This window comes from Azotobacter chroococcum, from assembly GCF_002220155.1.
In the GTDB taxonomy this organism is placed as follows: domain Bacteria; phylum Pseudomonadota; class Gammaproteobacteria; order Pseudomonadales; family Pseudomonadaceae; genus Azotobacter; species Azotobacter chroococcum.
The window spans coordinates 1,862,087-1,875,983 of record NZ_CP011835.1 but is presented as its reverse complement, the minus strand read 5'-3'; the positions used below and the strand labels follow the sequence as shown (position 1 = coordinate 1,875,983).

Here is a 13,897-nt window from a genome sequence, read left to right as displayed (position 1 = left end):
TAGGGCACCGGCTGCCGAACCGCCCTCCTCATTCCGCCCCGGCGACGGTTTGCCCTCCCTCGAGGGACTCGTTCCAGCCGCCCCCCAGCGCTTCCATCAGCATGGTCGAGGCCATCAGGCCATCGATGCGGCTCCGCACCTGCCTGCGCTGCAGCGACAGCGAATTGTCCTGGGCCCGGGTGACCTCCAGGTAGTTGCTCTGCCCCACCGCATAGCGGGCCGCGGCGACATCCGCACGCCGCTGGGAAGCCTCCAGCGCCTCGTCGAGGATGCTCAGCCGCTCCCGGGCCGCCTGGACCTGGGTCAGGCCGTCGTCCACCTGGCGCAGGGCGATGAGGATGTTGACCTTGTGCACGTTCACATGCTGCTGGTAGCGCAGGCGCGCCGCCTCCAGGTTGGCCCGATTGCGCCCGGCGTCGAAGATCGGCAGGTTCAGGGAGATCGGCACGAAGGAGAACTCCCGGGAAGCGTGCTTGGTGAGGTCGCTCAGGTCCTGGGAGGCGAAGCCGTAGCGGCTGGTCAGGCTGATGCTGGGATAGAAGGCGGTCTCGGCGATCCGCTCCTGGGCGATCAGGGCGCGCAGGCGTTCGGAAGAGTCCATCAGGTCCGGGCGACGGGACAGGATGGTCGCCGGCAGGCCGGGGGCCACCGCGGGAATCTCGGGCAGGGCGTACTCCGGCGGAGACGGCACGCGGAAGTCCTTCACATCCACCACCATCAGGATCGCCAGTTCCTGCTCGTTCATGTCGCGCTTGACCACGGCCTCGTGCATCTCGGCCTCCACCCTGGCCAGCCTGACCTTGGCCTCGAGCAGGTCCTGCTCGGTGTTGAGGCCGGTATCCAGGCGCATGCCGATCAAGCGGACCGCCTCCGCCCGCTCGGCGCGGATCTGCTCCAGCAGGGCGTAGTCGGCCTCGGCGGCGCGGAACTGCCAGTAGGCGACCGCCACCTCGCGGGCGAGGACCAGCGCCACGCTGCGCCGGGTGGCCTCGGCCACGCCCAGCTTGGCCTTGGCCAGCTCGACGGACTGGGCGATCCGCCCCCAGAGGTCGATCTGCCAGGCCGTATTGGTGGTGATGCGGTTGCTCTGGCCGGCGATGGTCCCCTGCTGGAGCAGCTCGCCCAGCGGGGTATTGGTCGAGGTGTGGCTCTCGTCCCGGCTGGCGCCGAAGTTCAGGTTGGGGAAGAGATCGGCCCGGGTGCTCAGCACGCCCGCCTGCCCTTCGGCCACGTGCAGCTTGCCGAACTGGGTGTAGGGGTTGCGCTCCAGGACGCCCTCGACCAGGTAGTCGAGCACCGGGTCCCGGTAGACCCGCCACCAGCGGACATCCACGTTGTTCGGCTCGTCCGGGGAAGCCTTGCGGTAGCTCGACGGCAACTCCGGGTCGGGCGCCAGCACGAAAGGCTCGATGCTGCAGCCCTGCAGCGCGACGGCCAGTCCCAGCAGGAGGGGAAGTCGGTTGTTCATCGGTTGCCCTTCCCCTTGGCGCCGGGAGCCACGATGCGATCCGCCAGCCAGACCAGGCCGACCGACGCCAGCAGCATGCTGCCCAGAATGAAGAAACTGTCGCTGTAGGCCATCACGAAGGCCTCGCGCTGAACCACGCCGTTCAGGGTGGCCATGGTCTGATGAGTGGCAAGGGCGATGTCGCCGTTGTTGTTCATATGCATCGTGGTAATGGCTGCGATCCGTTCGCGAGTGGCTGAGGAGAACAGGGAAACCGCTTCGACCAGGTGTTCGGAATGCAGGTGCTCGCGCATGGTGATGGCCGTGGACAGGAGTGCCGTGCCGACCGCACCGCCCAGCACCCGGGTCATGTTGTACAGGCTGGAGGCCGAGGACAGGTTGGCCAGCTCGATCTGGTGGATGGCCATGTTGGACAGGGTGATGAGGATCAGCGGCTGTCCGAGGGCGCGGAATATCTGCGAGGCGATCAACTGGTCGTAGCCGGTGTCGGCTGTCATGTAGGCGTTCATGAAGCAGGAGACGGAGAACAGCAGCAGGCCGGCCGAGCAGATGACGCGGTTGTCGATCTTCTTGGCCAGCACCGCCGCCACCGGGGTCATGATGATCTGCGGCAGGCCCATCCACATGATGGTCTCGCCGATCTGCCGCGAGTTGTAGCCGGCGATGTGGGCGAGGAACAGCGGCAGGACGAAGGTCGAGCCGTACAGCCCCAGGCCCGCCACTGCGCCGACCCCGGACGACACCCAGAAGTTGCGCCGGCCGAACAGCCAGACGTTGACGAAGGGATCGGGGCGCAGCAGCTGGCTGCCGATCCACAGGAGGATGCCGGCGAAGGCGACGAAGCTGGTGGTGCGGATGAACTCCGAGTCGAACCAGTCCTTGCGGTTGCCCTCCTCGAGAAAGACGATCAGCGCGCCCAGGCCGACGATCATCCCGGCGATGCCCAGCCAGTCCATCTTCAGCAACAGCTCGAACTTCTTCGGCTGCGCATCCAGGCCGATGGCGATGCCGGCCAGCATCAGGACGCCGGGGAGCCAATTGATGTAGAAGATCCACGGCCAGCTGTAGAACTCGGTGAGGATGCCGCCGACCGTCGGCCCCAGCGTCGGCGCCAGGGTACTGGCCAGCATCAGCCAGGCGAGCGCCATCGGCCGCCTGCCCGGCGGCAGGCTGACGATGATCAGGGTCATCGCCGTCGGGATCAGCGCGCCGCCGAAGAAGCCCTGCAGCGTGCGGAACACGATCATCGACTCCAGGTTCCAGGCCATCCCGCAGAGGGTCGAAAACACCAGGAACAGCACCGTGTTGCCCAGGATGAAGGTGCGCGGGCCGAACACCCGCAGGAAGACGCCGGTCAGCGGAATGGCCACCACCTCCGCCGCGAGGTAGGTGGTGCTCATCCACGAGCCTTCTTCCATGGAGGCCGACAGCGAGCCGAGGATCTCCGGCAGCGAGGCGTTGGTGATCTGGGTGTCGAGCACCGCCATGAACACCCCGAGGACCGCCGCGGCGATGGCGATCCAGGTCCGCGAGGTCACCTGATCCGCGGCGGGCGCGGGCGGGCCGCTCATTGGGCGGCCACCTTGGGCGGTTCCTGGCGCAGATCGACCTCGATCAGCGCCGACATGCCCGGCACCACCCGCTCCATCAGGGCCTTCGGCGTTTCCGGGGAGAAGGTGATCTTCACCGGTACGCGCTGGACGATCTTGGTGAAGTTGCCGGTGGCGTTCTCCGGCGGCAGCAGGGCGAACTTGGCACCCGAGGCCGGCGCGAAGCTGTCCACCCGGCCCTCGATCCTCTCGCCGGGGAAGGTGTCGAGGCGGATGTCGACCTTCTGTCCCGGCGTCAGGTCGCGCAGCTGGGTTTCCTTGAAGTTCGCCGTCACCCAGACGCCATCCTGGATGATCGCCACCAGGCGCTGGCCCTTCGCCACGTGATCGCCGACCTCGACCGACTTGTTGCCGATCCGGCCGTCCACCGGCGCCTTGAGGGTGGTGTACTCGAGCTGCAGCTCGGCATCGCGCAGCCTGGCGGCGAGCACCTCCTTGCGGGCGAGCAGGACGGCGCGGGACGAGCGGGTCGCCTCGACGCCGGCCTGGGCCGCACGGATTTCCTCCTGCTGGGCGGTGTAATCCGCCTGGGCGCCGTCGCGGGCGGCGATGGCCGCGTCCAGCTCCGTCCCGGTCACGGCCTTGATGTCCTGGTTGCGCAGGGCCAGCTGGCGCTCGGCGTCCTGCCTGTGGCGCTTGAGTTCAGCCAGTCGCCGGGCCGAGCGCGCGGTCAGCGCGCGGACCCTGGCCTCGCCCTGCTCGATGTCGGCACCCAGCTTGAGCAGTTCGGCATCGACCTCCAGGAACCGGGCCTTGATCTCCTCGACCCGCACGGCATAGTCGGCCGGATCGAGCTCGACCAGCACGTCGCCGGCGCGGACCTTCTGGTTGTCCTCGAACAGGACCCTGGTCACCACCCCGTCGACCCGCGGGGCGATGGCGCTGATGTAGCCCTCCACGTAGGCGTTGTCGGTTTCCTCGAAATAGGTGCTGCGCCACCACATGCGCCCCACGACGACGAGGCCGGCGACGGCGATCAGCGCGAGGATCACCTTGGCCTTGCGGGCGCTTCCCGGTGTCGGGCCTGCGGGTTGTGCGGCGGCGTTCGCCGGTGCTTCTTGACTCACGACCTCAGCCCTTCCCGTTGTCCCGTGCCTGGATATGTCCGGCGATGTGCTCGGCGTCTTCGCCGACGCCGCTCAACAGGCCGGAGCGCTTGTTGTACAGCCAGGGCAGACCGACGAAGTAGAGCCCCGGCTGGGCCGTGGCGCCGCGCTGCTGCAGCGGATAGCCGTCCTCGTCGAACACCGGGAACCTGACCAGATCGAAGCTGAAGCCGTAGCCGGTGGCCCAGATCACGGTGGTGACGCCGGCCTCGGCCAGGTCGAGCCGCTCGCTCAGCGGCGCGGCGTAGCCGTCCTCGAGACGCTCGGGCTGTTCCTCCGGCAGATCCAGGTTGCGCATCTTCACCAGCATGTCGATCTTGCCCAGCAGCTCGGCCTCGCGCTGGTCGGTGCCGGCCAGGTTGTCGTGCAGGTCGGGCGCGATGCTCAGGCAGGACCCGTCGATGTCCTGCAGCGTGCCGAGCAGCCGCACGCCATTGCGGGCCAGCCGGTGCACGTTGAGGCTGCCGCCTTCATGGCGGCCAGCCATGATCGGGTTGGGGGTGAACCTGAGCTTCGGCGAAGGCAGGCTGTCGACGGTCTGGTCGGCCAGCCCGGACAGGCGCATCCACTCGAAGATGTCCTTGCCGCGGTAGCGGCGCGGCGCCCGGTCGTGCCGGCCGACGCACAGATAGACAGTGCGCCCGGCCCGGTTCAGCTCGTCGGCGATCTGGCAGCCGGACTGCGAGCTGCCGACCACCAGCACCGCGCCGGGTGCCAGCGCCGCCGGGTTGCGGTAGGCGCCGGAGTGCATCTGGACGATCGACGGGGCCAGTTGGGCCGCCATCGCGTGCCGGCGCGGGAACTGGAACAGCCCGGTGGCGACCACCACGTTGCGCGCGGTGTAGTCGCCGTCGCGGGTGGAAACGCGGAAGCCGGCCGGATCGGCGCAGATTCTGGTAACCTCGCAATTGAACTTCACCGGCAGCTGGTGGCGCTGCACATAGTCGGCAAAGGTCCGAACGATCTCCTCACGGGGCATGAAACCGTCGGGATCGTCACCGGCGTAGGTGGCGCCGGGCAGGCGGAAGTCCCAGTTGGGCGTGACCAGGGTGAAGGAGTCCCAGCGGTCGTCGCGCCAGGCGGGCGCAGGCACATCGCCACGCTCCAGAACCAGGTGGGAGCGTTTCTGCTGGGTGAGGTAATAGCTCGTAGAGAGTCCGCCCTGGCCGCCACCGACGATCAGGGTATCGAAATGTCCACTCATTGAATTCTTTATCCGTAACTGGGGAAGATGGCGACTGCCCTGCTGCCGCAGCAGCAGGGCGGTCGCAGTTGTCCGGCCTCTACCAGAGGGCGACCTCGGCGGCGTTCGAGAGGTGCGCCAGGATCTCGCGCAGGGAATTCCGCTCGACCACCGAGAAGTGATCGCCTTCCCAGTCGATGACATCGAGGTGCGCGGCTTCTGCCAGAGCAAAGGGAGCCAGCAGCGGGAAGTCCATGCTGCGGCTGGCCCGGTACAGGCGCGTGGGCGTGGCCGTCGGGCGCGGGGCGTGAGCGACCAGCGCGTCGTAGTTGGCCCGATACTCGCCCAGGAGGGCAAGGAACTCGTCCCGGGACAGGTCGGAGCCGATGCCGCCGGCCTGCTTCAGCGCCTGCACGATGGCCGCCGGCCGTCCGGCTTCTTCCAGCCGCGACAGGCTGTCGAAGTCGATCGGCAGCGGCTCGCCGGACAGCAGGTCGCGGAGGAAGTTGAGCAACAGGGCCTCCCCTTCCAGACGCAGGCTGCCTTCGTTCTGTGGCGCAGCCATCCAGCTGTCGATCATCGTCACCCCGTTCGGCGCGATGCCGCGGGCCTCCATCTGCCGGGCCATTTCCTGGGCGATCACCCCGCCCATGGACCAGCCCAGCAGGTGGACCGAAGCCGGGTCGGCAACCTGGCTACAGAGGGCATCCACATAGCCGGCGGCCAGCTCGTCCAGCCGTCGCGGAGCGCCGTCGCCGGGGGATTGCAGGCCGAGCAGGGTCACCCCGGCGGGCAGCAGCTCGATCAGCTCCCGGTAGCAGAGGATGTTGCCGCCGACCGGGTGGACCACGGCCAGGGTGGCCTGCCCGCCCTCGCGCAGCACCGCCAGCGGGGTGCGCTGGTGGCCGGCGTGCTCGGCCGCCTCGAGCATGGCGGCCTGGGCGGCGATGGTGCCGTGGCGCAGCAGCGACACCAGCGGCAGGGTCTGGCCGAACTCGCTGGTGATGGCGTTGATCAGGCGCACCGCCAGCAGCGAGGTGCCGCCCAGCTCGAAGAACTCGTCGTCCACCCCCAGCTCCTCGATGCCGAGCAGCTGGCTCCACAGACCGGCCAGGCGCCGCTCGGTTTCGCTGCCCGGACTGCGCCGGGGCCGCTCCTCCGGGCCGAGCGCGTCGGCCATGACCGACAGCGCCTTGCGGTCGACCTTGCCGTTGGCCGTGACCGGCAGGCTGTACAACGCCATGAACTGCGACGGGATCATGTAGGGAGGCAGGGCGGTCGCCAGATGGGCGCGGATCGCCTCGACCTCCAGCGGTTCGGCCGATGGCTGGTAGAAAGCCACCAGACGGCTGTCGTCACCGCTGCGCACCGCCACCGTGGTGACGGCGCGGATGCCCGGGCAGCGCGCGAGGTTGGCGTCGATTTCTTCCAGCTCGATGCGGAAGCCGCGGATCTTCACCTGGCCGTCAAGGCGGCCGAGGAACTCGAGGCAGCCGTCCTCGAAGTAGCGGCCGACGTCACCGGTGCGATACAGGCGCTCGCCGGTCTGCGGATGGATGATGAAGCTTTCCGCGGTGCGCGCCGGGTCGCCGTAGTACTCCCGGGCCAGGCCGATGCCGCCGATGTACAGGTCGCCCGGCACCCAGTCGGGAGCCGGTTCGAGCTCCCGGGTCAGCACATGGAAGCTCTGGTTGGACAGCGGCCAGCCGTAGGGAATGCTCTTCCAGCCCGGCGCGACCCGCTCGACCGGGAAGTAGTTGGACCAGATGGAGGCTTCGGTGGCGCCGCCGAGGCTGATCAGGGTGACGCCCGGCACCACCTTCTTCAGGCGCTCCGGCAGGGTGATCGGGATCCAGTCGCCACTGAGCATCACCAGCCGCAGGCTGTGCAGATGGACGGCGGCCTGCGGGCCGAGGAACTCGATCAGCATTTCCAGCGAAGCCGGCACGGTGTTCCACACCGTCACCCCATGCTCGCGCACGCAGGCGGCCCACTGGTCCGGCGCCGGCGTCTCGCTATGCGGCGGCAGCACCAGCGCGGCGCCCACGGCCAGGCTGCCGAAGATGTCGTGCACCGACAGGTCGAAGTTGAAGCTGGACAGGCCGATCATCCGGTCTTCGCAGCTCAGGCCGAAGCGGGCGATCACGTCCTGGATGGTGTTGACCGCCCCGCGATGGTCGATGGCCACGCCCTTGGGCTGACCGGTCGAGCCGGAGGTGAAGATCACATAGGCCAGATCACGCTCGCCCAGGGCCGGCTCCAGCGCCACCGCCGGCGGCGGTGCATCGGGCAGCGCATCCTCCAGCAGCAGCACGCGGACGTCCGGCGGCAGGCTCAGGCCGGTGGCCAGCTCGCGCTCGATCAGCACGACCTTGACCCCCGGACGGGCGATCAGCCATTCCTTGCGTGCCGCCGGCTGGTCGCTGGTGATCGGCAGATAGGCCGCGCCGGACTGGACCACCCCGAGCAGGGCCGTCACCTGGCGCCAGCCACGCTTGGCCACCACGGCGACCAGATCGTCGGCCCCCACGCCGGCCTGACGCAGGCTGGCCGCGAGGCTGGTGCTCCAGCCCCACAGGCTCTGGTAGTCGACGACGCGGTCGGCGGCGATGATCGCCGCCCGCTCGGGATAACGGGCACAGGCCTCGGCGACGAAGTGCTCCAGCCGTCCGGTCGGCAGCGCGCGCCCGGTCTGGTTGGCTGCCTGGCGCGCCAGCAGCGCCTGCGGCGGAACCCTGGGCAGCAGCAGCGCTTCCTGGGGGGCGTCGTGCTGCAGGATGGCTTCGATCTGCTGCTCGAAGGCCGCGAACATGTTTTCGATGACCCCGGGCAGGAACAGGCCTTCCACATAGTCCCAGTTCAGCACCAGCTCATCGAGGTACATGTAGACCTGGCAGTCCAGCCAGACCTGCGGGGTGTGCAGACCGCCACCCATGTTCTTCAGGCCGAACTCGTTGGGCAGCAGCAGGCCCTCCGGCAGGTCGAGGCCGAGGGAACTGGCGAACACCACCGGCATGACCGGCAGGCCGGTGCCGGTGCTGCCCATGGCGCGGATCACGTCGACGCCCTCGACACGGGAGTGGCGTATATCCCGCGCCAGCTGCCGTTGCAGGACCCTGGCCCGCTCGACGAACAGCCCGGGGGCATCGACGGACTCCAGCAGCAATGTGCTGCCGAAGTTGCCGAAGGCGCGCTGGAAGCGCGGATCGCCCGAGGGGCGATGGCTCATCAGCATGTTGATGGTGAAGTCGCGATTGCGCGACCAGAGGCGCAGCACATCGGTATAGGCGGTGCAGAACAGCATGCTGGGACTGATGCCCAGCTTGCGCGCCTGCTCGTTGAGGCGGGCCACCCGTTCCGGGCCGAACACGAAGCGGATGCGCCGGAGACGGGACTCATCCGGCATGCGCTCGTGCTCGACCACCGGCAGCTCCGGGGCATTGCGCAGCGTGGCGATCCGCTCCTGCCAGTACTGCATGGAGCGCTGGAAGACGCTGGTCTGCTTGAGCGCCTGGCGCTTGGCCATGAACTCGGCGAAGAAGGCACGCGGCTCCTCGGGCAGGCCCATGCCGTTATAGACCCGCACCAGGGCGTTGTAGAACAGGCGCACCGAGAAGGCATCGAAGGAGATCAGGCGGAAGGCGAAGTTGACGTAATAACCGTCGGCGACACGGTCCAGGAATGCCGTGACCTGTACCCTGGCGCCGAGCAGGGCCAGCTTCTCCTCCATGCCCTTCTTGCGCAGATCCTGTAGTTCGGCCGTGCCGATCGGCGGCTGGCCGCGCCAGTCGGTCAACTCGAGGGAAACCTTCCCGACCGGCTCCAGCGCCGGACGCTGGGTGCCATCGGAGAGGAACTCCATGGACAATTCTGGATAAGCCTCGAGTACTGTCTGGAGTGCCGTTTCGAGCCGGGGAATGTCGAGGTCCTCGGTGAAATAGCAGAAATAAAGGAACGGGACAGTATGAAACTTGTAGACCTTCTGCTCGCCAACCCAATAGGCATGCTGCAACCCGGTCAGCGGGCATGACTCCGATAGCGACTCGCAAACAGCAGCCCGCTCTTCCGACACATCGAACATTTTCAGTTTTTCTTAAATATAAAGTTATTAAGAGAAGTTCGAATAGGAGACGTCCGACATGAATGCATGTCGAAACCTTGACGCAAAGGAGTGACTGGAAACCGACAGCAAACAACGCTGACAGCACCGGGACCAGGCTTCCGGCTCTCCCTGTCCGAATCAACTTGTTCTTTGGAAACTCTCGAGTTTTCCGCCGCGCAACGTCTTATATTTCAAAGTGGTTACGCAAAATCTTGTAACCGTATGTAAGTATGGCGGTTTCAGGATCCAAGGGCAATACGATTGCCATTAATTCGCTATTGCATCGCAATCAAGGACTGTTGACGTTGCGGGTCGGGAGCGACGACCAGGAAGAGCAACCCCGCAGAATAAAAGCTCCTGCGCCGGCGATTCTGCGGGTTTCGATGCACCGATTGATGCTCGGCGACGGGCCCCGGCCGCGAGTATCGGCGACTCCCGGAGGCGGCGCCGCTGCCGGAAAATCGCCGACACCAGGGGCGCATCGATCCGGCCCCTCGACTATTGCCCCGGTTTCCAGCCCGGCCAGCCGCTCCTCACCGGCTCCGCCTCGAAATACGCCGATATCGCGCTGAAGATGGAGCGCATCTACTGGCGCCCGCAATTCGCGTGCATCCACCGGTTGCATTTGCATTCATTCAACCATCACGTCCAGGCCCGGCTTTTGGCAGAGGGATTGCCGAAGAAACTTCTTTGCACAAATACTGTTTTAGATTCCCCTCAGCGGTTATCGAGTGGATGCGATGTCAAAGATCGACACATCCCACTGCTCGCCAACCTGTTGTGCCCCTATCGCGCGGAGAGTGAGATGGAAAGGATCGGCCATAAAAAATATCCCTTTTGGGCAGAATGTCGTTGCTTATCCTGGTTAGGGCGCAGGCTGGGCTGCAAGTAGTGCGCAGGCTGGCGACGAAATGCCCGGGGGTACGGGAGATGCCGGAAAGTCGAACGACAACGAACTGAGGAGTCAGGCTACTCAACCATCCGAAAAACTTTCAGCTCTGGTGGAGGAATATCGCACGCAGGACCCGAACGCTTCGTTCTCATTTTTCAATGGCCACATCGACAGCTTTTCCACGACGCCGAAAGAGACTATTCCAGAATATGCCGTCAAAACCTTGAAAGGGCGGTTGCAGCAGCTGAGTGCAACACGGTTACTGGATTATTGAAGCAGGCACTTCATGCTGCTCCGCCATTACTTCCGTCATGACTTCGATCGGATATTTGAAGTCGTATTTCTCAAGCTCCAGCATCGGCCGGGTTCATACGAACGACAGCGACCTGTCGAAGCTGACGGACTTTTCCTGTGTCAATGCCGCCAGCACTGGCGATCCCTATAGTGCAGGACGCGTGGTCGGGCAGGCCCTGTGGAAGTTCTACCATGGAAAGAAAGTCGATGGCGACGTCATCACCAACACCTGGTATCCCAGCACCGATACGGACTTCAACACACTGGTGTACTGGGCTGCCGAGTTGCAATCCAGCTCCACCTATCAGGACAGGTACGAGTTCGCCAATCGCGTCATGGAGATCCTGGACAAGCACAGCAACTGGTCCAGCTCCGGGAAAGGCGATTATTGCGATATCTTCGCCACGCACGAGCTTGGTAACTATATCGATCCGGAGTATTGCAATTGATCGGCAGCAGTCGATTGTCCGTCGCGCCCGTCCGGTCGGAACATGAAGGGCGCCGGCCTGGCGATGGTTCGACGAGCCATCGAAAAACAGCGGCTGTCCGGCGCAGGTAGCGTCGTGGCCCGCCAGACGCCGCTAACGACGAAGCTGCAGCCGGTCGGGGCCATCCGCCCCAACCGGCCATGCACGCGGCGCAACCGGGGTATGGGACCCCGGAGCCTCCACCGTCACAACCGCCATTCCACCCCGGCATACAGACTGCGCCCGTCGCCGGGCAGGAACTGGGCGCTGTCCTGCCCGCGAGCATCGGCGATCACCCCGGTGGTGGCGGCGTAGCGGCGGTCGGACAGGTTGCGGCCCTCGATGAAGAAGCTCGGCCCCTGCGCCGCCCGGTAGCCGGCCTTCAGCCCCCAGAGGGCGTAGCGGTCGGTGTACAGGGTCTCCGCGTGGTCGACCGCATAGTGGCTCGGCACCCACTCGAAGGTCGGCCCGGCATACCAGCCCGCCCGCTGCCAGAGCAGTTCGCTCTTGACGAACTGGCGCGGCACTCCGGCCAGGCGGTTGTCGCCGTAGACATCGTCGTCGTCGAAGCGGAAGTCGTTGAACAGGTATTGCCCGCGCAGCACGAAGGCGCCGACCGACCAGGCGCCGCCCAGCTTGACGCCCTGGTGCAGGGTGCGGTCGGCGTTGATCGTGCCCAGCGGGTCGCCGTTGGCGTCGTTGAGCGCCAGCAGCTCGTCGCGGATCTCGCTGCGGTAGAGCGCCAGGTCGAGGTCAAGGCCGCCGCGGTTGTAGCGCAGGCCGGCCTCCCAGGTCCTCGCCCGCTGGGCGTCGTTCTTGCTGACGATCTGGCCGCCGGTCAGCTCGCTGAAGGTCGGCGGCTCGTAGCTCTGGCTGAAGTTGGCGAACAGCTGCACGCCCTCGGCCAGATCGTGGCGCACGCCGAGGCGCGCGACGCGGCCGACGTAGGTCGACTCGAAGGATTCGTCCTGGAACACGCACCGGCTGGCGACCGCGGTGCTGCACTTGAAACGGTCGTCGACCTCGCGCTCCTGGTGCAGCCAGGCCAGTCCGCCGATCAGCGCCCAGCGCTCGGCCAGCGGGATTTCCAGCTCGGCGAAGGCATTCAGGTTGCGCGCGGTCTGGCGCAGCTCGTTGAGCTTGCGCCCGGCGTGGCCGCCGACGTTCTGGTGGCGCACGTCGCGGTTGCGCCCGTGGCTGGCCTCGATGCCGCCGGTCCAGCGCCAGCCCTGGCGCTGCCACTTGTGGGTGAGGCGCAGGCCGTAGTCCTCGCTGTCCACGTCGTACACCTGATGGATCGGGTGCCAGAGATCCTTCTCGCTGTAGAAGCTCGCCAGCTCCAGACTGTGGCCGCCGTCCAGCTGCCAGACGGTGCGGTTGCCGAGGCGGTCGAGGGTGAAGTCGCGGCGCTGGTCGTTGCGCAGATTGTTCGGCGCGGCCTGCTCGTCGTCGTCATGCATCTGCGCCCTGGTCAGGTTGCCCGGCAGTTCGGAGTCGGTTTCCACGTGGGTCAGGTAGAAGCGGGTGGACAGCCGCTCCGTGAGCCGCCCGCCGAGGTTGGCGAAGTAGCGCTGGTTGTCCTGCCGGGCGTGGTCGCGAAAGCCGTCCTGGGAGGAGTCGGTCATGCTCAGGTAGGCGTCCCAGTCGCCGAAGTCCTGGGCGACCGCCATGAACAGCCGCTGATAGTCGAAGCTGCCGCCTTCGTAGCGCAGGTCCAGCGGCGGCGCGCTCTTGCCGGTCGGCGCGACGAAGTTGACCGCCCCGCCGAGGGTGGCCGTGCCGTAGTGCCAGGCGTTGGCGCCGCGCAGCACCTCGATGTGGTCGGTGGCCAGCGGCTCGATGACCTGGAAGTCGAAACTGCCGTCGGCCAGGTTGACCGGCGCGCCGTCCTGCATCAGCAGCAGGCCGCGGCCGTGGAAGGTGCGCTGCAGGCCGGAGCCGCGGATCGACAGGCGCGACTCCTCGGCGCCGAAGCGCGGCTGGACGAACACCCCGGTGGCCATGCCCAGGGCGTCCTGCAGGGTGCTGCTGCGGCCGGTCTTCCAGGTTTCGCCGTCGACCAGCGTGGCGCCGCCGGGAATTCGCGCGAACTCGGCACGTTTCTCGGTCAGGCTCGGCGCGGTCGGGTCCGACGCACGGCGTCCGTCGATGATCATGCTGTCCAGCTCGATCTGTTCGGCCAGGACAGGGGTTGCCAGGCCGGCGCTCAGCGCCAGCAGGCTCAGAATGGATGAAGGGCGCATCCCGTTCTCCTGAAGTTCTTCTTCGTTCCGTGTCGGGCATGGCCCGGCCGTGGCCGGGACCACGCCGAAGTCGCAGGAAGGGCCGGCTTCGCCGGCGCACGCTCGCCCCGGGCAGGCCCGGAGGATGGGAGCGACGGCGAAGCCAGGCGGGAATCAGGGCGCGCGGGGATTGGCCGGAGGCCAGTGCTGGCGTGGGGGTGCCTTGCCGCGCCGGGCCAGGCTGCGACGCCAGACATGCAGCGGGCGCAGCCAGGCGCCGAGGACGAACAGCAGGGCCAGATCGACGAGGGCGAGGAAGCTGCAGAGTGGGCAATTGAAGAAGGCCGGCATCTCCGCCGAACCCTCGTCATCGCCATGCGACATCGACCCGGAATGCTCCGCGCCCGCACAGGAGCCCTCTGACCCGGCCAGCATGAAGCCGACCATCTGCCCATGGCCGAAGCTGCAATGCAACGCGCCCAGCAGGATGCTGAAAAACAGCATCCAGGCGATCAGCGGGCGGTGGTCATGCGGGAGGTCCATGGGCATGGAG

General features: G+C 66.7%; 9 protein-coding genes. 2 read left to right on the top strand and 7 right to left on the bottom strand.

Features of this window, described 5'->3' with window-relative positions; genetic code table 11:
• Positions 1–28: 28 nt before the first annotated feature.
• The 5 genes from ACG10_RS08730 to ACG10_RS08710 all read right to left on the bottom strand — a co-directional run bounded on the left by ACG10_RS08730 (position 29) and on the right by ACG10_RS08710 (position 9,448).
• Positions 29–1,468, bottom strand: a complete 1,440-nt coding sequence (locus tag ACG10_RS08730; protein ID WP_089167929.1) for an efflux transporter outer membrane subunit — start codon at positions 1,466–1,468, stop codon at positions 29–31.
• Positions 1,465–3,039, bottom strand: coding sequence for a DHA2 family efflux MFS transporter permease subunit (locus ACG10_RS08725; protein ID WP_089167928.1), 1,575 nt, complete (start codon positions 3,037–3,039; stop codon positions 1,465–1,467). The genes ACG10_RS08730 and ACG10_RS08725 overlap by 4 nt, the downstream gene beginning before the upstream one ends.
• Positions 3,036–4,145 carry an HlyD family secretion protein gene (locus ACG10_RS08720; RefSeq protein ID WP_089167927.1) on the bottom strand — a complete coding sequence of 370 codons (1,110 nt, stop codon included), beginning with the start codon at positions 4,143–4,145 and terminating at the stop codon, positions 3,036–3,038. Before ACG10_RS08720 ends, ACG10_RS08725 begins: the two co-directional genes overlap by 4 nt.
• A 4-nt stretch (positions 4,146–4,149) precedes the next feature.
• A complete protein-coding gene (locus tag ACG10_RS08715) occupies positions 4,150–5,388 on the bottom strand; it encodes an NAD(P)-binding domain-containing protein (RefSeq protein ID WP_089167926.1) in 1,239 nt (412 codons plus the stop codon).
• 79 nt (positions 5,389–5,467) lie between these two features.
• Complete coding sequence (locus ACG10_RS08710; protein ID WP_089167925.1) at positions 5,468–9,448, bottom strand: non-ribosomal peptide synthetase; 3,981 nt, start codon at positions 9,446–9,448, stop codon at positions 5,468–5,470.
• 932 nt (positions 9,449–10,380) lie between these two features.
• On the opposite strand from ACG10_RS08710, the gene ACG10_RS23645 reads away from it, so the two are divergent.
• Positions 10,381–10,635: a hypothetical protein gene (locus ACG10_RS23645; RefSeq protein WP_157731424.1), complete on the top strand. Its 255-nt coding sequence runs from the start codon at positions 10,381–10,383 to the stop codon at positions 10,633–10,635.
• The gene (locus ACG10_RS08705) at positions 10,610–11,104 is read left to right on the top strand and encodes a hypothetical protein (protein WP_198319038.1); all 495 of its coding nucleotides are present in this window, start codon (positions 10,610–10,612) and stop codon (positions 11,102–11,104) included. Before ACG10_RS23645 ends, ACG10_RS08705 begins: the two co-directional genes overlap by 26 nt.
• Before the next feature lie 224 nt (positions 11,105–11,328).
• Here the strand turns inward: ACG10_RS08705 and ACG10_RS08700 are convergent, their stop codons facing one another.
• Complete coding sequence (locus tag ACG10_RS08700) at positions 11,329–13,365, bottom strand: TonB-dependent receptor family protein (protein WP_089167923.1); 2,037 nt, start codon at positions 13,363–13,365, stop codon at positions 11,329–11,331.
• A 153-nt stretch (positions 13,366–13,518) separates the two neighbouring features.
• Complete coding sequence (locus tag ACG10_RS08695) at positions 13,519–13,893, bottom strand: DUF2946 family protein (RefSeq protein ID WP_232487217.1); 375 nt, start codon at positions 13,891–13,893, stop codon at positions 13,519–13,521.
• Positions 13,894–13,897: the final 4 nt, after the last annotated feature.